The sequence below is a fragment of the Pedobacter sp. CG_S7 genome, from assembly GCF_040544395.1.
In the GTDB taxonomy this organism is placed as follows: Bacteria; Bacteroidota; Bacteroidia; order Sphingobacteriales; family Sphingobacteriaceae; genus Pedobacter.
Map to the genome: position 1 here is coordinate 1 of NZ_JBEONS010000028.1, position 25,890 is coordinate 25,890.

Genomic DNA, 25,890 nt, shown 5'->3' on the forward strand with positions numbered 1-25,890 from the left:
TTTTTCTCCGCTGAACCATATAATCTGCAAAACCCAATTTCTGTTCGTTTTTCATAACCTAAAATACATAAAAATATCCTAAATAACAAAAAAAAACAAGTGTAATTTATTGTTAATCAATTAGTTAAATAACATATTGCCTTGCAACGGTCTTAATTGGTGTAAACAAATCGGATGTTCGTGAATATTTCGAGATATTTACGAATATCATCAAAGGTAACAAACGCATTTTATATATATTCAGAAGCGTTTTCAATTATTTGAGATTGTCAGGAGTCGAATCTGCTTCTGGGTACATAAACTTTTTTTCCCAAATTTTGAAAGGATTGCTCATAATAAAGCAATCCTTTTTCGTTCATTTCCAGTTTTTTTCTCTGAATGAAGGGTCGATGTAGGGAACAAGCAGAACAATATCTCATAAGTTTATTACTGACTGAAGGCATTCTGGATTATCTCGAATTTTAAAAGTTGTTTTTGTAGTTTGGTTAGGAATCCATAAACAGTATGATAAGATAAATGCTAAAACAATCAGTTATGTTAAGAACAATTAAGACCGCAGGGAAATAATTTCAATAAAAAACAGCTACGGGTCTAATTACCTGAAGCTGTTTTAAATTTTTAAAATTATTTAGCCGTAATAACATAAATAAGCAACATCAGTTTCACATTCCACATCGAATGAAGTGCCTGCTGCTACCTCAAATTCATCCTGTTCTTTATAGATATTAAAGCCAGCCTCTTCTAAATTTACATTCATCGTGCCTGATATGACTACCATTTTCTCTGGTGATGATGTTGAAAATGTATATGTCCCTTTTTTCATTACTCCAAGTGTAGCCTTGCCTTTTACTGTTTCCAATCCCAGGCTTTGCACTTTGCCTTCAAAATATAAATTGTGCGATACCACTTCATTTGTTGTGGAAGAATTAGTTGTATTACTCATGATTTTAGTTTTATTTGATTCTTGTTAAAGTTGAAAACAAATGTATCGACTGTCAAGTATAATAAATAATTAAATAAAACCTGTTTTGCTATAATTTAAACCCAGGATCTATCAAAGCATTTAAAATTCGAGTTGCGGTACGTTGCTGCTAAAAGTAACGGGGGCAGTAATAGCCGTTAACAAATTCTTCCTAAATTCATCTTTTTCCATATTGATCAATCCATATTGGCTAAACCAGGAGTTTGCCGCTCCACTTACATGTAATTTAAATCCATCATCTCTCAGTTTGACCAATAGATAATAAAAGGCTACTTTGCTCGCATTATTAATGGTATGGAACATACTTAAACTTGCAAAAGATCCGTTTACTGCCATACCCACTACACCACCAACAAGTACGCCATTGATATAAGTCTCCACACTATGGGTAAGGCCCATTTTATGAAGTTCTGTTGCCGCTTCAATATATTCAAGAGTTATCCATGTTTTTGTTTTAGTGCCCCTTGGCATTGAGCAGGCAATTAAGGTCTCCTTAAAATTGGTATTAATTCTTATTTCAAATCGCTGGCTTGGCTCTTTTAACTTTTCCTTTTTTAATTGACGCAATAAATCTTTTCGAATTTTAAAATCCTGTATAGGTATTATTCCTCTTATTTCCGGGTCATACCATTCAATAATTTTACCGTTTTTCATATTAGGTAATGGGAAAATTCCTTGTAGAAATCCTTGTAAAATGATATAAGGTGACAATTGAAACTGACCATAAGACCAAAGCAAGGCTTTGTCCTTACCCCCAGATACCTTAGTTAAGGCAGTATGAGATAATTTCTGAAGTACTTTCTTTGTCGACTGTCTAAAATTTGATGATATTTCTTGTAATAAATCCCCCATATTTAAATGATGTTATGTTACATAAATGTAAATAATTTATTTACTTATTAAGCTATATAGTTCTTAATTAAGAATTTTATTTCATTAAATAGCGGTATTAGTCCTTTATTCGAATGCTAAGGTTTCTTTAATGGAGTACGGTTTTTGATTGCTTTATTGTACAAATATCCGGTAAAAGGAAAGGATTGCTTTTCGGCAATCCTTTCCTTTCAATATAAAACTTTAGTCGTTATTTTTTTAAATTATTCAGGTAAACTTCTAAAATACTTTTTAAATAAAGTTCCGGCTTAGGCATATTAATAATTGTTCCTGGTTCTTTATCCTGCGACTGTTTAATGTAATTGGCTTTAATCTTTCCCCAATCTTTAGAATAAAGTTGTATAAAGACATCAACAAACTCCTTATCAGTGTACTCTTCTGGAAGCTTACTCAACACAACTTCAATTTTTTCTTCTTTTCTATGTAATACTGCCATGATGATCTTATTCGACTTTTTCTTTCAAAGTTACAAAAAATCCTTCCATGATGTCTTTATAGCGGTGAAAAACCAATAGCTTGTCAGCTATGCCGACTAATAAAACAATATACCACTTATTAGCGGTCTAACCATTGTTTAAACATTGCCGATTTTTCTCTGCTGATAAATATTTCTACTTCTTCTTGCCCATTTATTATTACTTTCAGTTTCCCATTAAAAAAATTATGAATGGATTTAATACTGTTAATGCTAATTAAATGCTGTCGGTTAGCCCTAAAAAATACTGATGGATCTAGCTGGTCTTCTAACTCATCCATGGTAAAAGTTATAGCCTGTACATCACCGTTTTCAAGCACTAGATTAGAAACTTTAAATTCAGAAAAAATATAAACAATGTCGCTCACATTAATGGTTTTATAACCATCATGTATCGGAATTAAAAACCGGGAGCGGAAAACAGTACCTGGTTTTTTTATAATTTCTACTAGGTTATTTATCATCTCACCGGTTTGGTGTTGAGTAGAAATTTGTTTGTATTTTGTTAAGGCATTGGCTAATTCGAGCTTATCTATAGGTTTAAGTAAATAATCAATACTGTTTACCTTGAAAGCACGGATAGCATATTCATCATAAGCAGTAGTAAAAATTACCGGTGCGGTTATGGTGCAGGCAGAAAATATTTCAAAACATAAACCATCCGCCAGGCGAACATCCATCAAAATTAAATCAGGCTCGTCATTTGAAGCAAACCATTCTACACTATCTGCAACACTCTCTAATATGCCCACCACATTAATTTCTGGATTGATTTCAAGGAGCAGGTTTTGAAGCCTTTTGGCATTCCTTTGCTCATCTTCTATAATTAGGATTTTCATAGGATACAGGTTATTTTGATTAGTTATAAAGTGTTGATTTCCTTTTTATTAACTAAATCTGCAGTAAGGGTAATTTAACAATAAACTGGTTATCAGTTTCTATAATCTCAAGTGTTTGATCAGATAGCAACTTATACCTGCTTTCTATATTCTTTAAGCCCATGTGCGTGGAGGGAATATTATAGTTTAGCCGCTGTAAGGAATTGGAAATAACTAGGTGCTCTTCTCCGTCCATGCAAATGCTAATGAACAAAGGTTTAGTACGGCAAGCCATGTTATGTTTGATGGCATTTTCTAGCAACAATTGTAAGGTAATAGGCGGAATTCCTTTCTTAAGAACTTCATCGCTGACATTGATTTCCATTTTAACATTATCACCAAGCCTGATTTTAATCAGGTAAAAATAAGCCTTTGCAAATTCTATTTCCTCCTCTACGGCTATAATGTTTTTATTCAAGTTAATAATCATATACCTGTAAACCCTTGATAAATTTTCGAGGAAATGCTGTGCCAACAATTGATCTTCAGTAATGAGCGCTGATAGCGTACTGAAGTTGTTAAACATAAAATGAGGATCAAGCTGTGCCTTGAGTGATTGTAGTTGCGCTTCTAAAGCGATATGCTGAAATTCTGCCGCTTTTAAATTAAGTTCTGCTGCTTCAAGCATGGCACCCTTCCATTTCTGTAAAAAGAAGTTACCGGTATAAATAAAACTGATCAGAATGGATAATAACATACTGACCACAAATACTTGTCTGATAGCAAGTTCATCTATATCACTAATTTTGGAATCGCCTTCAAATATTAAAAAAGAAACACGCAAATAAAAATAAAGCAAAACGATTGTAGAAACAATCTGTATGCTTAATTGAATAATAAACCTGCCAAGGGGATAGGTTACCCAAGGTATTTTTTTGTCAAGTTTCCTGGCTACAGAGAGGCTAATTTCTGTGAGGATCCAACAAAATAACAACACAAAAATCCATTCACCTATAATTCTATATATGCTGCGGTTAAAAAAATCTCCCCAGGGCCGGTATGGGTCTACCAGGAAAGCGAGTAAATAAAAGCCTGAAAAAACTACAGGGGTGATAATGAACCTGAAGTATTTGTAAAAGTCTTTATTTTGCTGTTTTAATTTCATGTTAAAATAAATCATCACAGATGAGGTTTATCAAAATCTATTAATGTGCTGTAAAAATACCCTTAACCAAGCTAAATAAAGCGGATAACTTACTGAATGATGCGTTTTTAAAGCTAAAGCGGTTATTACTGCAACCCAAATGCATTTGTTTTGTAACAAGTTTGGTTGCTAAAGCCTATTCTAAGTTGGCAGACTACATTTGGGGGTTCAATAGTTCCGCTTCAGCAATAATTTTACTTTGTTCAGTGAAATTATAACGTCAACTGTTTAATCCCTTCCTTACTTTTGCATCTTCTAAAATAACCCATGTAATGTTAATTAAAAAGAAAGTATCAGTCTATTTCTTAATCGGGAATGATTGGTTTTACAATCTTTTATTAAAAAAAATCAATTTAATGAAACCACATGGCTATGCTAGCTTCATCACCTTTTAAAATAGATACATACTAATGAAAACCCACAAATTATTCTTTGTGCTCCTGGGCTTCCTTCCCGTATTTCTGCCGGGATTTGTCTTTGCTCAAACAAATCCGGAAACAGAGGTGCTAAAAAATGCTACACTTGCACAAGTAATTGACTATGCCTTAAGGTATAAACCAGAAGTTAAGCAAGCCTTACTGGATGAAGAAATAGGCGAGCGTGATATTAAATCAGCGCTTTCAGGATGGTTTCCGCAAATTAACGCAGATGCCAACTTTAACCATAACCTTAAACAACAGGTAAATGCTTTGACCACCAATGGTGAAACAAATTACATTGTGTTTGGTACAAAAAACACCTCTTCAATGATTTTACAGGCCGATCAGCAATTTTTAAATGCCGGTTTAATTCAGGCTTCTAAAACAGCTAAGTATTACAGGGCGCAATACAAGCAGACTACAGAAAGTAAGAAAATTACTACTATTGTGGACGTAAGTAAAGCCTTCTTTGATATCCTTACTAGTCAGGAGCAGTTATTGATCATTTCTGAGAATATTGCCCGTTTAGAAAAACAACAGAAAGATGCTAAGGCTCAATATGAAGCTGGCTTGGTTGATAAAACCGATTATCAACGTGCTCAAATTAGTTTGAGTAATTCAAAAGCTGATAAAAAAAGAACTGATGAACTGTTGAAATATAAGTATGCTTATATAAAAGGATTAATTGGTTATAATTCTGAAAAAGATTTCAGTTTATCTTTCAATGCGCAGACTATGGAACAAGAGGTTTTAATGGATACAACTCAAATGCTGAACTATCAAAATCGCATTGAGTACCGTTTGTTGGAAACTCAAAGACAATTACAAGGCATAAATACTAGTTTTAATAAAGCAGCTTACCTACCAAAACTTTCTGGCTTTGTAAATTACAGCTGGAATTATTTAAATAATGATTTCAACAATTTGTACAATCAATCCTATCCAGGTTCAATTGTGGGTTTAAAATTAAATATTCCAATCTTTCAAGGGACTAAACGTACTCAGGAAATCAGGAAATCTCAATTGTTGGAGAAAAGGATTGACCTTGATCTGGAAAATACAAAAAACCTGATTAATACGCAATATGAACGTGCTTTGGCTACCTATAAATCTAATCTTAACGATTGGAAAACGGCAAATGCTAATGTGGGAATCTCTAAACAAGTTTATCAAACGATAAAACTTCAATATGATGAAGGTATCAAAACTTATTTGGACCTGATGACTTCAGAGACTGATCTGCGCACCGCACAATTGAACTATCTTAATTCTTTATATAGTTTGCTCTCTTCCAAACTAGATGTAAAACAGGCTTTAGGCACTATCACTTTAACTCAATAATAAATAGCAATGAACTATAATTTTATAAAATCAGGTTTTTTTATACTTGGTACGCTCGTTTTAGCCTCTTGTGGAAATTCAAATCCAACACAACAACAAACTGCTCCACCACCAACATCGGTGTCAACTTATACCGTTGGCGAAGAAGAAGTAATAGTTGTTGATACTTATCCAGGAGTAGTTGTTCCATTAAACGAAGTAGAATTGCGTGCCGAAGTTGGTGGATATATTACGGCTATTTATATTAAAGATGGTCAGAAAGTTACCAAAGGACAGAAGTTATACGAGATTGACCGCACAAAATACATCGCTGCTCATCGCGCTGCGCTTGCAAATGTACAGGTTGCAAAAGCTAACCTTGCTAAAGCTAAAAAAGATGCAGACCGTTATATAAAGTTGAATCAGCAGGAAGCCATTGCTAAACAGCGTGTGGATTACGCGTTAACAGATTTGGCAAATGCTGCCTCACAAGTTGCAGCGGCAGAAGCGGCTTTAGCTACTGTGGCTTCTGACCTTAGGCGTTCCATGATCTTATCTCCGTTAAATGGAACTATTGGAATCTCTCAGGTTAAGTTAGGTGCTTTTGTGAGCCCTGGTACTACCTTATTAAATACAGTATCCACAACCAATCCTATTGCTGTAGATATTGCTATTAATCAGAAAGATATTGCCCGTTTTGTTAAATTACAGCAAAACCCTGCTACACTTAAAGATTCTGTGTTTAGCATAGAAATGCAAGATAATACAACCTACCAGATGCCTGGTCAAATTGTAACCATAGACCGTGCAGTAGATCCTGATGCCGGAACAATAAAGGTGAGAATTAGTTACCCCAATGCTAAAAATAGTTTGCGTGCAGGTATGACTTGTAATGTTAAAGTGTTAAACAGAATTGAGGGTAAACAATTGACTATTCCTTATAAAGCAGTAGCTGAGCAATTAGGCGCTTATTCAGTTTACGTTGTTGGCGACAGCAGTAAGGCTGAACAGCGTATTGTTAAATTAGGTAGTGTGGTAGGTGATAAAGTGGTGATTACTGATGGTGTCAAAATAGGAGATATTATTGTTTCTGAAGGTGGACAAAATGTAAGACCAGGTGCTGTAGTTAAGTCTACACCAAAAAATTAATTTTTACTCCAATTAAAATCATATGATTTCAGAAGTATTTATACGAAGACCGGTTACGGCCATCGTTATATCCATTTTACTTGTATTGATAGGTGTTATTGTACTTACAGGATTACCTATCAGTCAATATCCAAATGTTGCCCCACCTACAGTAACCGTTAATGCAACGTATACCGGTGCCGATGCAGAAACAGTAGAACAAACCGTTACTACCCCTATTGAAAGCCAGATTAATGGTACCCCGGGTATGAAGTACCTTACTTCTAACAGTACATCTGATGGTCGTTCTTCCATTACTGTTACTTTTGAAGTGGGTACAGACATTGACATTGCAGCCCTGGATGTTCAAAATAGGGTCGGTATTGCAGAACCTTCCTTACCTGAATCGGTAAGGCGTTTGGGTGTAACCACTAAAAAAGCTAATTCTGATCTTTTGATGGTGCTCGGTTTATATTCTCCTAACGGTACTTACGATCAGAAATTCCTTTCTAATTATGCCAACCTTTACTTAAAAGATGCCTTATTAAGGGTGCCTGGTGTTGGTGATGTTATGGCTTTTGGCCAGCCTTTTAGTATGAGGATCTGGATGGACGCTACAAAAATGGCCAGCTTAGGCATTACCCCTGCAGAAGTTACAGCAGCTATTCAGGAACAAAATTCACGTGTTCCGGGTGGAAGTGTAGGTGGCGCGCCTCAGCAAGATAACCAGACTTTTGAGTATTCCATTATTTTAGATGGTGACCTGACCAATGAAGAGCAGTTTAGAAATATCATTGTGAAAACGGCACAAGATGGTTCGGCAGTTTATCTGAAAGATATTGCAAGGATTCAGCTGGGTGAATTCTCTTATTCCATAACCGCTAAACTTAATGGAAAAGTAGCTTCCATGATGGGGGTTAATCAAACCCCTGGAGGTAATGCAGTTCAAACAGCTGATGGTATTAAGTTAACGCTAGAAAATTTAAAGAAATCTTTCCCTACTGACTTAGATTATACCATAGGTTACGAAACGGTATCTATCGTTAAAGTTTCCATCAACAGTGTTGTTCATACCCTTGTTGAAGCTTTAATATTAGTTACTATTGTTGTCTTTATATTCCTTCAGAGTTGGAGGGCAACGCTTATTCCTGTTTTGGCTATTCCAGTCTCTATTATTGGTACTTTCATCTTCTTTACGCTTTTTGGCTTTTCGGTAAACATCCTTACGATGTTAGCTTTTGTATTGGCTATTGGTATTGTTGTGGATGATGCTATTGTGGTTGTTGAGGCCGTTCAGCATTATATTGACCATGAAGGTATTTCTGCTAAAGAAGCAACTAGGAAGGCCATGAAAGATATTACTGCTCCGGTTATTGCTATTGCCTTAATATTAGCCGCTGTATTTATTCCCGTTGGTTTTATACCAGGTATGGTGGGTCAGCTGTATCAGCAATTTGCAATCACCATTGCCGTTTCCGTATTAATATCTGCCTTTGTCGCCTTGTCACTTACTCCTGCTCTATGCTCATTATTGTTAAAACCAATGAGCTTAAATAAGGATTCTAAAGGTTTAAATAGCTTGTTCTTTAAGTTTAATACTTGGTTTGCAAGGGTAACTGCCAGCTATTCTGAAGGTGTTCGCTGGTGTTTGAAAAAAGCGCCAATCGTAATGGTCATAATGGTTTGTATTTATATAGGTACCCTAGCTATGTTTCAGTCAAAACCTACTGGATTTATCCCTAATGAGGATGCTGGTGTGTTTTTAATTGGGGCTACCTTACCCGAAGGTTCTTCTTCTTCTCGTACAAATGTTTTTATAGACAGGGTTACAGAAACAATAAGGAAGGAAAATCCTGAGGTTGCCAGTGTAACTTCCATTTCTGGGATCAATATTTTAAATAGGTCGTTTAAAGCTAATGCGGCAACTTTCTTTGTGCAGTTAAAACATTGGGATGATCGTGATCAAGATCTTTCCGCCGTATTGGCTAAGGTAACTAAAACTTTTGCAGGTGATAAAGAAGGCCATATATTAGCAGTTCAACCACCTCCAATTCCAGGATTGGGTGTTAGTGGTGGTTTTAGTATGCAAATACAGGAACAGCAATCTGGTGATATTAAAAAATTTGAAGCTGTTGCTGGCAAGTTTCTTGCTGCAGCTAACCAACGTCCGGAAATTGCAATGGCCTATACTTTGTTCAGTGCAAATACACCGAATTATAAAATCACTGTAGATCGGGAACAAGTAAAAAAAATGGGTATATCTATTGGCGCTGTTTACAGTACCATATCAACTTATTTTGGATCTAGCTATATCAACGACTTCACTAAATATGGCCGAAGTTATAGGGTAGTGGCACAAGCAGACACAACATTCAGGAAAAATATTGAAAACCTGAGTAACTTATATGTTAAAAATAATACTGGCGGTACGGTGCCGTTAAGTGCATTGGTAACTTACAAGAAAATAGAAAATGCTTCCATTATCAATCACTATAATTTATTTAGAGCAATTGAAGTAAATGGCGGGGCTAAACCTGGTTACAGTAGTGGTGAGGCCTTAAAAGCATTAGAAGAAGTTGCTGCTCAAACTTTACCTGCAGGTTATTCTTATAACTTCTCTGGCTTAAGTCAGCAGGAACAAGAGGCTGGTAACAGTACAACAGTCATCTTTTCTTTAATTATTGTATTTGTATTTCTACTGCTTGCCGCTTTATATGAAAGTTGGTCTGTGCCTTTCTCTATTTTATTAAGTGTGCCTTTAGGGTTGTTTGGTGCTATCCTGGCCCTGATGTTTCTTCCCCATTTGGATAACAATATTTATGCACAGGTAGGTCTAATTACCTTAATCGGTTTATCGGCTAAGAATGCCATCCTGATTGTGGAGTTTGCCAAAGAGCGTGTGGATTGGGGAATGCCATTAATACCTGCAACAATTGAAGCGGTAAAATTAAGGTTAAGACCTATTATCATGACTTCCTTTGCCTTTGTTTTAGGTATTATTCCATTAATTCTTTCTTCGGGTGCAGGATCGGTTTCCCGTCAAACTATTGGCTGGACAGTTGCCGCAGGTATGCTTTCAGCAACCATTCTGGCCTTGTTTATTGTGCCAGTACTCTTTGTATTGATTACTAAAGTAGCTTACGGAAAAAAACACCTTGCTGAATTAGAAGCTAGTTACAAACCTGATGAACATAAGGATACCTTACATGCAGATTAGGTTTCTTTTTAACCGCTGTAAATAGTAATAACAATACCATTCAATCCCCCTCTATTTATTTAGACGGGGATTTTTTTTAAACTTATTTTGTACTTCTCAAATAATAATTCTTTAATATCAGCTGAATTTATAACTTTAGATAACTTATATAAAATTACTGTATGAAATATTTCACTTTTTTATTGTTGCTTTCTGCAATATCTTTTTCTGGCTTTTCACAAAATAAAGATGCAATACTGGGCCAATGGGTTAATCCAACAGGCGAGGCACATATTGACATTTTTAAAAAAGGTGACAAATTTTACGGTAAAATCGTTTGGTTAAAAGAGCCAAAGGATGAAAAAAGGAATGTAAAAACGGATTATAAAAATCCAGACCAAGGTTTACAGTCCAGACCTATTATAGGATTAGAAATGTTAAAAGGTTTTATTTATGAAGATGGAAAGTGGACTGATGGTAAAATCTATGATCCAAAATCAGGTAAGACCTATAGCTGTAACATTACAAGAAAGGATAATAACCAGATCAGCATCCGTGGTTACATGGGGATCTCCATTATTGGCAGGTCTGAAACCTGGAAACGTGTTAAATAAATAAAATATTTAGTGTGCTTGTTCTTCTTCCTACCTTTTATTTCTATTGCCCAGCAATATGAATTACAAGGAAAACTCAGTTTACTTGCTGGAAATCAAGGCATAATTAATAAACTTACCGGCTTTATTCAATAGATAAAATCGTTTTAGCGAGGTTAATCATGTTTTCACTTCCTGTATACTTACTTTGTTCATCTGATAGTTTTACCACTTCAGTCCATTCACCGTCTTGAGGATGAGCATCAGTCATTTTTATAACAATATTCATAGGCTCCGGGCCAACATCATTGGTGAGGTTTGTGCCTATACCAAAAGATATTCCAATTTTATCACGGAAATGGCTCTCAATTCTGGCAACTTTATCATAGTTTAATCCATCTGAGAAGATGATTGTTTTCGTTCTTGGGTCAATACCTAGCCTTTTATAATGTGAAATAACTTTATCACCAAAGAGCAGGGCATCGCCACTATCGTGCCTTACGCCATCGAACAATTTAGAATACATTTTATCAAACTGTTTAAAGAAGACTTCCGAGGTATAGGTGTCTGATAATGCAATCCCTAAATCGCCCCGGTAAACCTCCACCCAGTGTTCCAGACCTATGGCATTGGCCATCTTAAACCCATAACGAGCAGCATGAAACATAAACCATTCATGTGCATGCGTTCCAATGGGTTTAGTTTGGTAAAGCATTGCCAAGTGAACATTGCTGGTGCCAATGAAAGTGCCCGCTCCATATTGCTTTAAAGCTTGTAATACTAAACGATGTACATTATAGCCATACCTGCGCCTGGTGCCAAACTCTGCTACAGTAACCCCTAAATTGTGGTACGCTTCAATTTTACTCCTGGTAATGTTTATAACTTCTTCATCATTAACCCTAATGGTTCGGCTCAGTTTATAATATAATTCACAGATCAACGACATCAGTGGTACTTCCCATAAAATTGTGCGGTACCAAAAACCTTCAATTTTCACTTCCAATTGGTCTCCGCGTTGGTAAATTTGAACTTCCTCAGGATTATAACGGAAGCCTTCGAGTAAATCAAGATACACCGGGTCAAGGTAAGGACAGGTTATTTGCAGAAATTTTTTCTCTTCTGGGCTAAGCTTTAAGGAAGCCATTTCATTTACAGCATGCCTCAAGGCTTCAGAAAAGCCAACTGGAAAAGAATGTTTACCACGGTTGATAAACTTATAACGAGCTTTTGCACCTGGAAATAGCCTTACAACACCTTGTTGCATTGTGAATTTATAGAAATCATTATCAAGAATAGAAGCAAATGAAAATGTGGTTTGTCTTAATTCCATTTATTAATTTAATGTAGAACGTGTTTTTAATTTATTGAACCTTTTGTTGATCAAATACTTTAACAATTCAATGCCGAGAACGCCAAAAATAGTAGCTAATAGGATAACCAGCATGATGGGCCAATCTAAACTTACTGTTTTAAAAATTGTTTGTAATGGCGGCATATATACAAGTAAAAGCTGTAGTATAATGGTTAAAATAATGACTAACAACAGGCCTTTGTTTGTGAAAATTCCAACTTTAAACATAGAATTATAGGCAAGGCGTACTGAAAGAGCGTTACCCAATTGTATAAAGCAAAGTAAAGTAAATACTGCTGTTTGTTGGGTTTTTACATCATAGCCTTTGTTTGCTGCCCAGGTTTGCACAAAAAGGACTATCATAGCCATGAAAGTTCCAGTACATAATATTTTTGCAATCATGCCTCCGGCAAATAAATTCTCTTTAGGAGGTCTGGGAGGCCTACTCATGATCCCTTTTTCTGCAGGTTCAGCGGTTAATGCCAGACCCGGTAAGCCATCTGTAACCAGGTTTATCCAAAGAATATGAATGGGGAGCAGGGGTATAGTCAGCCCCAAAATTGGAGCAAAAACGATAGTTAATATTTCTGCAAGGTTACATGAAAGTATATAAAGAATAAATTTTCTTATGTTTTCATATATACGCCTTCCTTCTTTCACTGCTTTTACAATAGTGGCAAAATTATCATCGAGCAAAATCATATCAGCCGATTCTTTAGAAACATCTGTGCCGGTAATGCCCATTGCAATACCAATATCTGCCTGTTTCAATGATGGTGCATCATTTACTCCATCACCAGTCATGGCAACGAATTCTCCATTTTTCTGTAAAGTTTTTACAATATTTAATTTTTGTTCAGGAGAAACTCTGGCATATACAGCAATGTTTTCTATTTGCTGAATAAAATCTTCAGCAGAAAGCTTTGCCAATTCAGCCCCAGTCATGGTCTTGTTAGAATCTTTATCTATTATCTGCAATCGTTCTGCAATAGCAAAAGCCGTTAATGGCTGGTCGCCGGTTATCATTACTATTTTAATGCCAGCCAGTCTACATTCTTTAATGGCATCAATCACTTCTTCCCGCGGTGGATCGATCATGGCGGCCATGCCCAGGAAAGTCAATTCCTTTTCGATAGCTTCATTAATTTCAAGAGGTTTTTCATCAAAAACTTTATATCCAAAAAACAACACCCTTAAACCATCTGCTGCAGATGCTTTGTTTAGATCTAACCATTTCGGTGATTGTTTTTTATGTTCTTCCGTTAAAACTTCTACAATCTTACCGGGGGCACCTTTTACGAATAAGATCCACTTGTTTTGGTGTTCATGTAAAGTGCTCATCCGCATTCTTACAGAATCAAAAGGAAGTTTATCGACAAGAGGATATTTGAGGTCTGCGTCAGCTTTTGATAGGCCATGGAGTAGTGCATAATTAACCATTGCCGTTTCTGTGGAGTCACCTAAAATCGTTCCATCATCAGAAAAGCGCACTTCGTTATTGAGCATCATTGCATATTTCAATAATTCTTCTGTTCCATCAATTGCCTTGATCTTTTCAACCTTCATGATGTTCTGAGTAAGCGTACCGGTTTTATCGCTACATATATAGGTAACAGAACCCAAGGTTTCTACAGCAGGCAGTTTTCTCATTAAGGCTTTTTGATTAACCATTCTGCTTGCACCTTTAGAAAGTGCAATAGTAATTACTGCAGGAAGTGCTTCAGGTAATGCAGCAACTGCTAAAGACAATGCGGTAAGAAACATCAATAAAGGTGCCGCTCCATTCCATAAACCAATGCCAAAAACAAGCACACAAATAACGATGACTACTATTGCCATTTGTATACTGAACGAGGCAAGTCTTTTCTGCAGTGGCGTTTGCTGCGTGCTAGTATTCAAAAGGTCTGCTATTTTACCGATTTCGGTATTCATTCCGGTTGCGGTAACGAGTGCTTTTGCACTACCATTACTAATGATGGTCCCTTTAAATACCATATTTAGCTGATCTCCAGGGCCAAGGTCCTCGTTATTGATGGCATCAACTGTTTTTTCTACAGAATGGCTTTCACCAGTAAGAGCAGCTTCTTCTATTTTAAGTGCGCTGCATTGAAATAGTCGGGCATCGGCAGGAGCAATATCTCCAGCCTCCAATAAAATCACATCACCAGGCACCAATTCGTCTGAGGTAATTTTCTCTGGGTTATTGTCCCGGAGCACAATGGCATATTGAGCAGACATTTTTTGCAGCATCCTTACTGACTCCTCGGCCTTATATTCTTGTATGTAACCGATCAGTGCATTAGCGATAATGATAGCTAAAATTACATAGGCATCAATATGTTCCCCCATAGTGAAGGAAATAGCAGCAGCAATAATTAAGATGATGATCATTACATCTTTAAACTGCGAAAGAAAAATAGCGATTTTACTTTTTTGTTTAGCTTCCTTTAATACATTCTTTCCAAACTTATTTTGCAGGGAAGCAATGTCATTTTTTTTAAGTCCAGATAATGATGTGTTTAACTCTTTAACTACTTCACGGTAACTCAGTTGGTAAAATTCTTTCATTTTTTGGTCTTGCTATTAAAGCGCTAAATGATTAATAAGCCCAGGTTTTTCCAGGATGGTGGTTTTTTAAGCTTGTTAGCACAAGTTCGTCATTATTTTTAATTAAGTAACGTTCAATCTATTTGAGGGCGATTTAATTTTCTGATTATTGCTATATTTCTTATATAGACGACAAATCCAGCAATCTGTCCGATCAATAAAACAGGGTCTTTTCTGATTATTGCATAAATTAGTATTAATATGCAGCCCGAAAGACTGATTAGCCAAAAGCCCAGGGGAAGGAGAGATGTTTTTCTTTTTTCAGAATAGGCCATTTGGTAAATAAAGCGAAAAGTAAAAATCAGCTGACCGACGCTGCCTAAAATAATTAACCAGTGCGGTATGTTTTCATTTTTAAAAAACCTGTGCAGGTCTATTTGATTGTTGTTGAAAGAATAGATCAGGATAAATACAGGAAACAGCAGTAAGAAAAGTTTTAGTAGCTGATGGGGTTTCTGCCAGGCACCCTGAAGTTGCATATTGCGGATGTAGATAAAATAGGTAATTGACTGACCTAAAACAATGGCAAAATCATTTCTAAACCAGCCATAAATAAACAGTAAAAATGAAGCTAATAAACTATGTATCCAAAATTGTTTAGGCACTTGCGTTTTTTGTGTTTTTTCAGAAGAAATCCATTGCTGAATCATTCTCCATGAAAAAAGAAGCTGCGCGGTAAAACCGATGGCATAAATTAAATAGTTATGAATTTGCGTCGCCATTCCTCATTTTGATGATTTCAATTTCATAATTGATATAACGTTTTCGCATCCAACGATAGGCAAACGCATCCTGCAAAGGTTTTATGGAACGATTGAAAATACTGAATTTAGATTTCCCGGCGATTCGTGGGAAGTGGCGCACATTAACCTGTTTTACGGTGCCATGCCGTCAAAAAAAGGAATCTTTTTTACTGCTGCCGTACGCATGATCTTAAGAGGACAGCCCGTATCAATAATGCCATCATTTATTAAGCTGCGGCGAATGAAATTAGCGATTTTTGATTGGATCCGTTTGTTGATTGTATCTTTTCTATTGCCACGATAACCTGTTATTAAAGTATTATCCTTCATTTCGCTTAAAAGTAAGTCGAAATCAAAAGGAGTGGTCTGTAAATCAGCATCAATATAACCTATAAGTGGTGTAGTAATATGATCAATACCAGCCTTTATTGCTGTACTTAAGCCAAAATTCCTGCTGAACTTTATAAATTCGAAACTAGGATTAAAAGCACATACCGATTCAATTTTTTTAAAACTCTGATCTATAGAACCATCATCAATAAATAGCACCTTACTTTTAGTGGTACTTATAGAAAGGTAATCGTTAAAAGTGCTAATTACGCGGTCTAAATTAGCTTCTTCATTGTAAACGGGAACAATGATGGTCATTAGGTAACTCATTTCTTTATTGTTTCTTGTAATAAATTGTCCATTTGCCGATAGCTTTTTGCTGGTTATACGAACTTAACAGCCAACTATATTTTTCAGGAATACCATCTCTAGTGATCAAAACTGAGGGCGATTGTGCTATTCTGTTTAAATAAGAAAGTTCATCGGCTCGTTTAGCATCAATCAAGTGTTTTTCCCAATTGAAGTTGAGTTGGAAATTTGTATTCCGGAGGAGAGAATAATGGTCGTATTTTACACTATAAGTTTGTCGTTGCAAATCAAAGCAAATAGCATTTATGGCCCTATTCCAAACAATAATATTTTGATGTTCCATGTGCTTGCTTTTTATGAAACTAGTTACTGCTGATATAGGATTGATTTCCACTTCTAATTTCTTCAATAAGTCTGTTGAAATAGGGATTAGGAATATCGGGAGTATTAGAAACGACAACAAGATTTTATGTTTGTAGTTTTTAAGTTTATATAGGATGAAGTAAAAATAAAGAACCAATAATAATATTAAAACGAACTGGAAATTACTGGCCTGATAATTAAACTGAGGTACAAAACCAAAACATAAAACGATAAGTGCTAATGCAATTATGGAATAGACGGTAAAGATGTAAATAAAGTGCCCTTTAACTTTTTGATCTTCCAGGTGATATAAATAATACGCAGATATTATGGCTATGAAGGGCATGATTGGTAAAATATATAAGATAAGCTTGGAGCTGGATAAAGAAAATAACAGCAGCGGAAGGACGATGGACATGAGGATTAGCCATTTTAAGTCAGACTTTTTTTGTTTTAAGTACCCTCTCAGACTTCCAATAAATAGACTCAGCTGCGGTAGCACAAACAAAGGCAGCAATGCAAAATAATACCAAAAAGGTTTACTTCTTTTCATGGTGTCAGCATTAGCAACTCTATTTATTAACTGTTCATTTACAAAGAAATTATAAAATTTAGGCGAGCTATACATTAAATAGAAAAACCACCAGCCGCCTACGATTATAGCAAGCAGAATACCTAGGTAAATGTGAATACTTTTAATTTTGGTAACGATATTAGGTTTTGAATTTAACAGCTTTTGAATAGGATAGATGGCTAATAAAGGTAATAACAGCCCAAATGGGCCTTTGGTCAAAATGGTTAAACCTAAACAGCAAAAGTAGAAATAGAGCCATTTTATAGCTGACTTTTTATAATAGTTTAAATAGCATAAAACGGCTAACAATGCAAAAGTGTTTAAGTACGCATCGGTGGTTAAATTACGGACAGAGATAAGCACCAAGGGTATTCCGCAGTATAAAAAGGCGGCAAATATTGCTAATCTTTTTTGATCAAACAATCCAATAGTTATTTTGTAAACCAGAAATATTTGCAACAAATAGGCTACTTGTAAAAAGAAGCGCGCACCAAAGGCATTAACTCCAAATATTTTTAAACCAATTGCTGTAATCCAATAGGTCATTAGTGGTTTGTCAAAATGCATTATTTGCATATATTGTGGCTTTAACCAATTTCCTGTTTCCAGCATTTCCCTGGAAATTTCGGAATATCGTGCCTCACTGCTCTCTATTACCCCCCAACTTCCCAATTGCCAAAACAGCGCACATAAAAGTACAGCAAACAGAATTCCAAGTTTTGTTGAATTAAGAAGGCTTATCATAATTTGTGTACTGTTTTAAACCAATTAATAAAGTTTATGATGCCCTCTTCTATGGTTGTTTCCGGATAATAATTAAGTAATTCTCGAGCCTTATTGATGTCGGCATTAGTGCCTAAAACATCTCCGGGCTGCATCGGTAATTGGTTGATGACTGCTTTTTTTGCTAAACCTTTTTCTAGAAGTACCTGTAGTTGTATTAAACTAACAGACTTATCGCCACTCAAATTAATGACTTCAAATACATTCTTCTTTTTATCCAGGTAATTAATAGCCAGTTGGATACCTTTAACAATGTCGCTAACGTAAGTATAATTACGCATGCTGTTTCCATCACCAAATAAAGGAATAGTTTGGTTTTGGAGGATCATTTTTGTGAATTTATAAATGGCAAGATCTGGCCGCTGACAAGGGCCATAAACCGTAAAAAAGCGCAGTGCAATGGTATTTATCTGGTATAAATAATGGTATAAATAGCAATAATCCTCAGCTGATTTCTTTGTTATGCCATAAGGACTGATCATAGGCCCAAGGATTTGATTTTCTTTAAATGGTAACTTAAAGTCACTATTTCCATATACTGATGAAGAAGAGCCAAATATTAATTGATGAACTTCGTATTCCTTCAGGCATTCTAACAAATTTATTGTTCCCTTTACATTTACCTCTTCATATAAAACAGGGTTTTCAATACTTGGGCGTACACCCGCCAATGCTGCAAGGTGTATAACTCCATCGATCCTGTTTTGTTCGAAAATCTTTTTTAATGCGCTTTTATCCCTAATATCTACCTGCTGCAGCTCATGGTTTTTATGGTTAATTAAATGTTTTACATTTTTCCTTTTAATTTCAGGATCATAGAAAGAATCAAAATTGTCGACATTAATGACTTTATGGTTCTGTAATATTAAAGCGTTACATAAATGAGATCCGATAAAACCTGCTCCTCCAGTAACTAAATAGGTATTCATTGGTAACTTGTTTAAGTGTAATTTAGCTATTAGCAGTAGAAAAAAACAAAATTATTTTTTATTTAAATTTTGCTTATTTAATTTTTTAAATAATATTTTGATTAATGTTTAAAGCTAGAGCTGAGTAATCAGCTTCTAAAACAGGCTTTGTTGTTTATGGTTGTTTTTGGAAATAGCATGCGGTATAGGACAATTGATTTATGGCGGAATTTTAGCAGATCATTGATAGGTCGTTTGCAGGTCATTTAGACCTACCAAGGACCTACCAACCACCTAGTAAGGACCTGCCAACGACCTGGCAAAAATAACTTTAGGACAAACTTTTTTTCAGGGTTCAATGATCACCTTCATTGCTTTTTCTTTTGAAGCATTTCCAAATACCTCATAGGCATGAAGTATATCATTCAATTTGAAATGGTGGGTAATTAATTGTTTAGGATTCAACTTTCCTGAAGTAACTGTTTTTAATAACATAGGTGTTGTATTGGTATTGACCAGACCGGTAGTCAAGGTTATGTTTTTAATCCATAGCTCCTGTAGCTGAAGGTCAACACTTTTTCCATGCACGCCAACATTGGCAATATGGCCTCCGGGGCGAATTATTTTTTGACAAACATCAAAAGTTGTTGGTAAGCCAACAGCTTCAATGGCTACATCTACACCATCCTTGGTTTCTGCCATGATCTTTTTTACCGCATCTTCCTTCTCAGAATTAATGATATCGGTTGCTCCAAATTTTTTCGCTACACTTAATCGATTTTCATCGAGGTCTACCATATATATTTTTGCAGGAGAGTAGAATTGAGCAGTGAGTAATACCGAAAGGCCAATTGGCCCTGCGCCAATAATAGCAATAGTGTCACCAGGTTTTACTTGTCCGCTTAAAACGCCAATTTCATGACCAGTAGGTAATATGTCACTTAACATCACCAATGCTTCCTCATCAGCACCTGCAGGAATAGAATGCAGACTATTGTCGGCATGAGGAATCCTGACATATTCTGCCTGGGTACCGTTAATCAAATGCCCTAAAATCCAGCCGCCATCCTCACAGTGGCTAAACATTTGTTTTTTGCAGTATTCACATGTTCCATCAGAGGTGATACAGGAAATGATAACATGATCACCTTTTTTAAAGTTTCTAACACCTGCCCCTAATTCCTCAATAACACCAACCCCTTCATGTCCTAGGGTTGTTCCGGGTTTGCAGCTCGGCGTTTTGCCATGTAAAATACCTAAATCAGTGCCACATATAGTGGTTTTTAGAATTTTCACCAGCGCATCTGTCGGTTTTTCAATTGCTGGTAGTGGTAAATCTTTTAATTCAATTTTTCCTGGTCCGCCATAGACAAGGCCTTTCATCATTTTTTTCATATTTATTGGTTTAATTATTATAAAATGTAGTGGTTCGAGCGCTAATTGTCTGAAATAGTACCAGATTTCTTTAATTGAAATATTCTTTATTCCTTTTAAATGCTATCGAATAAATGATTAGTGTTATTCTATTTTAGCGTGATTTATGTTTGTAGAATGTTGTCATTGAGATTTTTAAAATAAAGGAAAGCGGTGGTCTTCTTTAAACACAGCAATACTAAAATGGTTTTTTATATAAATGTTAGATAAGAAGAGGAGTTGAAGTGATAAGCAAAGAGAAACAAAATCTATAAATTATATAGACTATATATTTTTTATACTATCTTTGCGCTAGTTATTTTGAAATACTTATCAAGAAAGGTGGAGGGAATGGCCCGTTGATACCTTAGCAACCATTAACAATTGTAAATGGTGCTAAATCCAACCCAAAAATATTTGGGGAAGTTAAGTCAGTTGAATGCAAAAATATTTTTATAAATATATGTAGCACTTCTGGTTTACGGAGGTGCTTCTTTATTCAGCAGCTTCTTGAAACTTGATTGATAGGTAAATTATTTAAAAGTTAAAATTAATTACGATGAAAAAAAACTTACTTACCTGTCTAATCCTTCGAATGCGCATCGATATTTGTTGCTGTACTTAGGGAGTAATAAATATCAGGGCATTTCAGCCCAAATTAACAATCATTTTTCAAGTCTTTTAAAATTGTCCCTGGCAGGGAAATGCAACTGCTATGCCTCGATTTTAGGAAACGCATTAATTAAAATTATTAATATATCCAATTATGTTCAAGAAAATTAAGCTGTCGGCAATTCTCTTTTTGCTGTTGCTTTCACAAATAGTACAGGCCCAGAATATTAAGGTATCAGGTACTGTAAAATCTGCAGATGGCGTAACCTTACCAGGTGTTTCGGTATTTGTTAAAGGCGCAAAACAAGCAGTTATGACCAATGGGAAAGGCATTTTTTCCATCACGCTAACAGGTAAAAGTACCTTGGTATTTTCCTATATCGGGTCTTCTACAAAAGAAGTTGAGGTAGATAACAGCACTAATTCTTTAGAAGTTATACTTAAAGACAGCGATAATGCATTAGATGAAGTTGTGGTAACTGCATTAGGTATTTCCAGACAAAAAAAATCTTTAGGATACGCAGTTCAGGAGCTTAAGGGTGATAATCTTGCTGAGGCTAAAGAAACAAATTTAGTGAATGCCCTTGCAGGTAAAGTTGCAGGTGTGAGGGTTACCAATAGTCAGGGAAATATGGGATCTTCGCGAATAGTAATTAGGGGAGAAACTTCTATCTCTGGAAATAATCAGCCTCTTTTTGTGGTAGATGGGATTCCGGTAGATAATTCGCAACTCAATTCTGCAGGTGCAAGAGATTTTGCCAATACCATTTCTGATATCAACCCTAATGATATTGAATCAATGAGTGTCTTAAAAGGACCAAATGCAGCAGCACTATATGGATCAAGAGCGGCGGCTGGTGTAATTATTATCAAAACAAAAACGGGTAAGTCGAATAAAGGACTGGGGATTACCTTCAACTCTAATGCAGTTTTAGAAAGTTTGCTTACCCTTCCAGTGTATCAAAATGCATTTGGACAGGGCTCAGAAGGTAAGTTTAGCTATGTTGATGGAAAAGGTGCTGGTATAAACGATGGTGTTGATGAAAGTTGGGGCCCCAAACTTGATGGAAGATTGATTCCACAGTTTTATTCTAAAGGCATACCCGTTCCATTTGTAGCGCATCCTAATAATGTCAGGGATTTTTTTGAAACCGGTTATTCCTTAAGCAATGGCATTTCTGTAGCAGATGCAACTGAAAAGATCGATTATCGCTTATCCTATAATAACTTGAAGCAAGTAGGCGTGGTTCCAAATTCGGGTCAGGGTAAAAACTCTTTTGCGTTGAACACAACTTTAAGGTTAACACCAAAAGTGACCATTAGCGCAAATGCGAACTATAGCAAACTAGGTACTGATAATTTACCTGGAACGGGTGGTTCCAGAGCTACAAGTACAATGCTCCAGTTTACTTGGTTTGGAAGACAGGTAGATGTCAATAGATTGAAAAATTATTTGGATGAGAACGGAAATACCTTCAATTGGAACAACAGTTATTACAGTAACCCCTATTGGGTAGCTTATGAAAATACGGTTTCACAGAACAGAAACAGATTAATTGGAAGTATTGGTTTGAATTATAAAATTATCGACGGTTTAGCGTTTAACCTCCGTTCGGGAACAGATTATTATAACGATCGCCGCAAAATTAAGGTAGCTTATGGTACAAGTGGTACGCTGTTTGGTTCGTATACAGAAAGTGCGTTTACTGTCAATGAAAACAATACAGATGCCACCTTAAACTTTACTAAACAGTTGAATACAGATTTCAGTTTGGAGGCTTTATTAGGGACTAACATCCGTTCCCGCTACATCGAACAGAATGATCAAAGTGCACCACGATTAGCCGTTGCTGGTCTGTATAATTTGAGTAATTCCAGAGATCCTTTAACTTCATCTAATAGATTTACCGACCTGAAATCTTATAGCGGATATGCCTCAGCGCAAATTGGATTTAGAAATTATCTATATGCAAACGTTACTGCCCGTAACGACTGGTCGTCGACTTTACCGGCAGAAAACAGGTCTTACTTTTATCCTTCTTTTAACGGAAGTATGGTACTAACTGAAGCTTTTGATATTAAAAGTAGCGTATTGAATTTTGCGAAAATCCGTGGAGGCTGGTCGAAGGTGGGTAAAGATGCAGATCCTTACCAATTGTTGAATACCTATGTTTTTGGTGCGCCATTCGGTTCCAATCCACAGCTTTCCCCATCTTCAACGGATTACAATCCAGACTTGAAACCAGAAACTACAACGTCCTCAGAGATAGGTGCAGAAGCAGTGTTATTTGATAAAAGACTTCGTTTTGACTTGAGTTTATACAATACAAATAGTTATGACCAAATTCTGAGTGTAGATGTAAGTCAGAGTACAGGGTTTCGTTCAAAATTGTTCAATGCAGGTAAAATTAATAATAAGGGTATTGAAGTTCAATTCGGCATAACACCAATAAGAAAAGCATTTACCTGGGATATAGATTTGAATTATGCAGCCAATAGAAGTAAAGTAATTGAACTTGACAAAGCTGGCTTACTACAGAATTATGTGGTTAGTACAAGTACTGTACAGGTAATTGCAGCTGTAGGTGAGCCTTATGGAGCGCTGTTCGGGAATGCTTTTTTAAGAGACGGCAATGGAAATATAGTTGTTAATGCAACCGGAACGCCACAAGCTGATCCAAACAAAAAAGTATTGGGCAAATATACTCCAGACTGGATAGGAGGGATTTCAAATACATTTAGTTATAAGGGAGTTAGCCTAGGTATTTTGGTTGACGCTAGTTTTGGCGGCTCAATTTATAACGGAACTTATTCAACCGGAACTTATACAGGTATTTTAGCCTCAACACTACCAGGAAGAGCTGCTGAATATGGTGGTATCTCTTATTATTATCCTGGCGATTTAAAGGGGAATGGAACGGTTAGATTAGCAAGCGGTGCAGCTGCACCAGCCGGAGTAACAGTTTATGATGATGGAATTATATTCGATGGTGTAACGGCTGATGGAAAACGTAACGAGAAAATTCTCCCAGCACAACAGTATTACAAATCTTTCCGTACCATTAATGAAGCCAACATTTTTGATGCTTCTTATGTAAAGTTACGTGAAGTTAAATTAAGCTATAACCTTCCATTAAAGTGGATCAGTTCTTTAAATCTTCAAGGGGTTTCTGTTTCGCTGGTAGGCCGTAACCTGATGATCATCCATCGTAACGTGGAAGATATAGATCCTGAGGTTGCCTTCAATACTGGAAACGGACAGGGCATAGAAAGTCTCTCCAATCCAACTACGCGTTCTTACGGACTAAATCTTAACATTAAATTTTAACATTTCCAGACATGAAAAAGAATAGAATATATATCATTGCTATGTTAGCGCTTTCACTTGCTTCATGTAGTAAGGAACTTGATAAAGTGAACATCAATCCAAATGCCACAGAAAATGCGCAGCCCGATTACCTTTTAACGGGGGCTATTAAAAATACAGTAGATGCTTATTGGGGAGTAACCAATAATATGAATTCTAGCTTACTTTTTGCGCAACATTGGGCAAAGGTTCAATATACAGAAGAAGACAGGTTTATATTTTCAAATAGTAGTTTTGTTTCGCTTTGGTCTGTCGGTTATTCGCAGAGTATTAACGCCTTTGATAAAATTATAGAAATAGGAAATACTACGAGCAATCCAAATTATAAAGGAGTGGCCTTAACACTAAGATCTTGGGTGTTTCTTTTACTTACCGATGCATATGGAGATATTCCGTATTCGCAGGCGGGAAAGTTAAACGAGTTTATCACACCCACTTATGATAAGCAAAAAGATGTTTATTTTGGTTTATTGGAGGATCTTAAAACAGCTAAAACGACTTTGGATCCGGCAGGAAAAGCAATAGCGGGCGACCTTATTTACAATGGAAATATTGACAGATGGAAAAAACTAGCCAATTCACTAAGACTGAAAATAGCACTTCGCATTGCGGATAAAGAACCTGCAAAAGCAAAACAGGTTTTAGATGAAATCAAAGCTGATGGCGATCTATACCTTAACGACAATACGGCTATTGCACAATTGGTTTATCAGCTCTCCCCACAGCAAAATCCAATAGGAGCTCAATTTGAGAACAGAGATGATTACAGGATAAGTAAAACCATTGTAACTAAATTATTTAGTTTGAACGATCCAAGACTGGCAATTTATGCGAGTAAAACACAAATCGCTACGCCAGCAGAATATGTGGGCTTGCCAAACGGTTTAACCAATTCTGAGGCTAGTATTATTGGGTTTGCAAAAACATCTAAACCGGGAGCCTATTTTCTTTTGCCACAGGCACCTGCAGTTATTTTTAGTTATGCTGAGGTGTTGTTTGGTAGGGCAGAAGCTGCCGCAAGAGGCTTTACTACCGAAAACGCAGCCGACTTATATCAACAGGCAATTAGAGCATCTTTAAAGCAGTATAATGTTTCTGATGCTGTAGCAACAACTTATTTAGGTCAGGCTTCGGTTCAGTATGATGCCGCAAATTACAAGAAGTCAATAGGTGAGCAAAAATGGATCGCACTTTTCGGACAAGGTTTGGAAGCTTGGACAGAAAGACGCAGGCTTGATTACCCGCAATTAACAGCCTCGGTAAATACGGTGTTAGATGGAAAAATTCCAGTTCGTTTTATTTATCCTGGAACGGAACAATCTTTAAATGGCCAGAGTTATAAAAATGCGGTAGCTAACCAGGGTGTCGATTTATTAACCACCAAATTGTGGTTTGATGCTTACTAAGAGTGTCAAAAAGATTTAAAAAGCCCCCATTAAGTTTCTTGCTTTTTGGGGGCTTTTGCATGAGGTTAATTTTTAATTTACCAATTTTAATAAGT

General features: G+C 36.1%; 18 protein-coding genes and 1 riboswitch. Of the genes, 6 read left to right on the forward strand and 12 right to left on the reverse strand.

The genetic code is table 11. The features are described 5' to 3' along the window. Positions 1 to 628 precede the first annotated feature (628 nt). The 5 genes from ppnP to AAKU52_RS13445 all read right to left on the reverse strand — a co-directional run bounded on the left by ppnP (position 629) and on the right by AAKU52_RS13445 (position 4,331). A complete protein-coding gene (ppnP, locus tag AAKU52_RS13425) occupies positions 629 to 943 on the reverse strand; it encodes a pyrimidine/purine nucleoside phosphorylase (RefSeq protein ID WP_354334328.1) in 315 nt (104 codons plus the stop codon). Between the two features lie 120 nt (positions 944 to 1,063). Beyond that, on the reverse strand, positions 1,064 to 1,834 hold the full coding sequence (locus AAKU52_RS13430) for a leucyl/phenylalanyl-tRNA--protein transferase (protein WP_354334330.1): 771 nt from the start codon (positions 1,832 to 1,834) through the stop codon (positions 1,064 to 1,066). Between the two features lie 229 nt (positions 1,835 to 2,063). After that, positions 2,064 to 2,309, reverse strand: coding sequence for a hypothetical protein (locus AAKU52_RS13435; protein ID WP_354334333.1), 246 nt, complete (start codon positions 2,307 to 2,309; stop codon positions 2,064 to 2,066). 119 nt (positions 2,310 to 2,428) lie between these two features. After that, positions 2,429 to 3,187 (reverse strand): LytR/AlgR family response regulator transcription factor, encoded by a 759-nt coding sequence (locus tag AAKU52_RS13440; protein WP_354334335.1) that lies wholly within the window; start codon positions 3,185 to 3,187, stop codon positions 2,429 to 2,431. Between the two features lie 52 nt (positions 3,188 to 3,239). Further along, entirely contained in the window at positions 3,240 to 4,331 is a 1,092-nt protein-coding gene (locus tag AAKU52_RS13445) for a sensor histidine kinase (RefSeq protein WP_354334337.1), read from the reverse strand. A 449-nt stretch (positions 4,332 to 4,780) separates the two neighbouring features. Between AAKU52_RS13445 and AAKU52_RS13450 the strand changes: the two genes are divergently transcribed. The 4 genes from AAKU52_RS13450 to AAKU52_RS13465 all read left to right on the forward strand — a co-directional run bounded on the left by AAKU52_RS13450 (position 4,781) and on the right by AAKU52_RS13465 (position 11,047). Then, complete coding sequence (locus tag AAKU52_RS13450; protein ID WP_354334339.1) at positions 4,781 to 6,130, forward strand: TolC family protein; 1,350 nt, start codon at positions 4,781 to 4,783, stop codon at positions 6,128 to 6,130. Between the two features lie 9 nt (positions 6,131 to 6,139). Continuing rightward, positions 6,140 to 7,258, forward strand: coding sequence for an efflux RND transporter periplasmic adaptor subunit (locus AAKU52_RS13455; protein ID WP_354334341.1), 1,119 nt, complete (start codon positions 6,140 to 6,142; stop codon positions 7,256 to 7,258). A gap of 22 nt (positions 7,259 to 7,280) precedes the next feature. Next, on the forward strand, positions 7,281 to 10,454 hold the full coding sequence (locus AAKU52_RS13460) for an efflux RND transporter permease subunit (protein WP_354334343.1): 3,174 nt from the start codon (positions 7,281 to 7,283) through the stop codon (positions 10,452 to 10,454). Positions 10,455 to 10,615: 161 nt separating this feature from the next. Then, positions 10,616 to 11,047 carry a DUF2147 domain-containing protein gene (locus AAKU52_RS13465; protein ID WP_354334345.1) on the forward strand — a complete coding sequence of 144 codons (432 nt, stop codon included), beginning with the start codon at positions 10,616 to 10,618 and terminating at the stop codon, positions 11,045 to 11,047. A gap of 124 nt (positions 11,048 to 11,171) precedes the next feature. Here the strand turns inward: AAKU52_RS13465 and pncB are convergent, their stop codons facing one another. The 7 genes from pncB to AAKU52_RS13500 form a co-directional block, all read right to left on the reverse strand. Next, complete coding sequence (gene pncB / locus AAKU52_RS13470; RefSeq protein ID WP_354334347.1) at positions 11,172 to 12,359, reverse strand: nicotinate phosphoribosyltransferase; 1,188 nt, start codon at positions 12,357 to 12,359, stop codon at positions 11,172 to 11,174. 3 nt (positions 12,360 to 12,362) lie between these two features. Next, the gene (locus AAKU52_RS13475; RefSeq protein WP_354334349.1) at positions 12,363 to 14,948 is read right to left on the reverse strand and encodes a cation-translocating P-type ATPase; all 2,586 of its coding nucleotides are present in this window, start codon (positions 14,946 to 14,948) and stop codon (positions 12,363 to 12,365) included. 113 nt (positions 14,949 to 15,061) lie between these two features. After that, the gene (locus AAKU52_RS13480) at positions 15,062 to 15,709 is read right to left on the reverse strand and encodes a lipid-A-disaccharide synthase N-terminal domain-containing protein (RefSeq protein WP_354334352.1); all 648 of its coding nucleotides are present in this window, start codon (positions 15,707 to 15,709) and stop codon (positions 15,062 to 15,064) included. Positions 15,710 to 15,862: 153 nt separating this feature from the next. After that, positions 15,863 to 16,390, reverse strand: coding sequence for a glycosyltransferase family 2 protein (locus AAKU52_RS13485; RefSeq protein WP_354334354.1), 528 nt, complete (start codon positions 16,388 to 16,390; stop codon positions 15,863 to 15,865). Positions 16,391 to 16,394: 4 nt separating this feature from the next. Then, entirely contained in the window at positions 16,395 to 18,050 is a 1,656-nt protein-coding gene (locus tag AAKU52_RS13490) for an ArnT family glycosyltransferase (RefSeq protein ID WP_354334356.1), read from the reverse strand. Then, on the reverse strand, positions 18,047 to 19,018 hold the full coding sequence (locus tag AAKU52_RS13495; protein WP_354334358.1) for a GDP-mannose 4,6-dehydratase: 972 nt from the start codon (positions 19,016 to 19,018) through the stop codon (positions 18,047 to 18,049). Before AAKU52_RS13495 ends, AAKU52_RS13490 begins: the two co-directional genes overlap by 4 nt. A 327-nt stretch (positions 19,019 to 19,345) precedes the next feature. Continuing rightward, positions 19,346 to 20,392 (reverse strand): zinc-dependent alcohol dehydrogenase family protein, encoded by a 1,047-nt coding sequence (locus tag AAKU52_RS13500; RefSeq protein WP_354334360.1) that lies wholly within the window; start codon positions 20,390 to 20,392, stop codon positions 19,346 to 19,348. Positions 20,393 to 20,737: 345 nt separating this feature from the next. Next, positions 20,738 to 20,843, forward strand: a riboswitch (SAM riboswitch). Positions 20,844 to 21,176: 333 nt separating this feature from the next. Between AAKU52_RS13500 and AAKU52_RS13505 the strand changes: the two genes are divergently transcribed. Both AAKU52_RS13505 and AAKU52_RS13510 read left to right on the forward strand, forming a co-directional pair. Further along, entirely contained in the window at positions 21,177 to 24,350 is a 3,174-nt protein-coding gene (locus tag AAKU52_RS13505) for a SusC/RagA family TonB-linked outer membrane protein (RefSeq protein WP_354334362.1), read from the forward strand. A gap of 11 nt (positions 24,351 to 24,361) precedes the next feature. Continuing rightward, complete coding sequence (locus AAKU52_RS13510; RefSeq protein WP_354334364.1) at positions 24,362 to 25,795, forward strand: SusD/RagB family nutrient-binding outer membrane lipoprotein; 1,434 nt, start codon at positions 24,362 to 24,364, stop codon at positions 25,793 to 25,795. The last annotated feature ends 95 nt before the right edge of the window (positions 25,796 to 25,890 follow it).

Bases quoted from the DNA above. Each gene is read 5' to 3' on its own strand.
- ppnP (WP_354334328.1), bottom strand. From the start codon at position 943: ATGAGTAATACAACTAATTCTTCCACAACAAATGAAGTGGTATCGCAC.
- AAKU52_RS13430 (WP_354334330.1), bottom strand. From the start codon at position 1,834: ATGGGGGATTTATTACAAGAAATATCATCAAATTTTAGACAGTCGACA.
- AAKU52_RS13435 (WP_354334333.1), bottom strand. From the start codon at position 2,309: ATGGCAGTATTACATAGAAAAGAAGAAAAAATTGAAGTTGTGTTGAGT.
- AAKU52_RS13440 (WP_354334335.1), bottom strand. From the start codon at position 3,187: ATGAAAATCCTAATTATAGAAGATGAGCAAAGGAATGCCAAAAGGCTT.
- AAKU52_RS13445 (WP_354334337.1), bottom strand. From the start codon at position 4,331: ATGAAATTAAAACAGCAAAATAAAGACTTTTACAAATACTTCAGGTTC.
- AAKU52_RS13450 (WP_354334339.1), top strand. From the start codon at position 4,781: ATGAAAACCCACAAATTATTCTTTGTGCTCCTGGGCTTCCTTCCCGTA.
- AAKU52_RS13455 (WP_354334341.1), top strand. From the start codon at position 6,140: ATGAACTATAATTTTATAAAATCAGGTTTTTTTATACTTGGTACGCTC.
- AAKU52_RS13460 (WP_354334343.1), top strand. From the start codon at position 7,281: ATGATTTCAGAAGTATTTATACGAAGACCGGTTACGGCCATCGTTATA.
- AAKU52_RS13465 (WP_354334345.1), top strand. From the start codon at position 10,616: ATGAAATATTTCACTTTTTTATTGTTGCTTTCTGCAATATCTTTTTCT.
- pncB (WP_354334347.1), bottom strand. From the start codon at position 12,359: ATGGAATTAAGACAAACCACATTTTCATTTGCTTCTATTCTTGATAAT.
- AAKU52_RS13475 (WP_354334349.1), bottom strand. From the start codon at position 14,948: ATGAAAGAATTTTACCAACTGAGTTACCGTGAAGTAGTTAAAGAGTTA.
- AAKU52_RS13480 (WP_354334352.1), bottom strand. From the start codon at position 15,709: ATGGCGACGCAAATTCATAACTATTTAATTTATGCCATCGGTTTTACC.
- AAKU52_RS13485 (WP_354334354.1), bottom strand. From the start codon at position 16,390: ATGAGTTACCTAATGACCATCATTGTTCCCGTTTACAATGAAGAAGCT.
- AAKU52_RS13490 (WP_354334356.1), bottom strand. From the start codon at position 18,050: ATGATAAGCCTTCTTAATTCAACAAAACTTGGAATTCTGTTTGCTGTA.
- AAKU52_RS13495 (WP_354334358.1), bottom strand. From the start codon at position 19,018: ATGAATACCTATTTAGTTACTGGAGGAGCAGGTTTTATCGGATCTCAT.
- AAKU52_RS13500 (WP_354334360.1), bottom strand. From the start codon at position 20,392: ATGAAAAAAATGATGAAAGGCCTTGTCTATGGCGGACCAGGAAAAATT.
- AAKU52_RS13505 (WP_354334362.1), top strand. From the start codon at position 21,177: ATGTTCAAGAAAATTAAGCTGTCGGCAATTCTCTTTTTGCTGTTGCTT.
- AAKU52_RS13510 (WP_354334364.1), top strand. From the start codon at position 24,362: ATGAAAAAGAATAGAATATATATCATTGCTATGTTAGCGCTTTCACTT.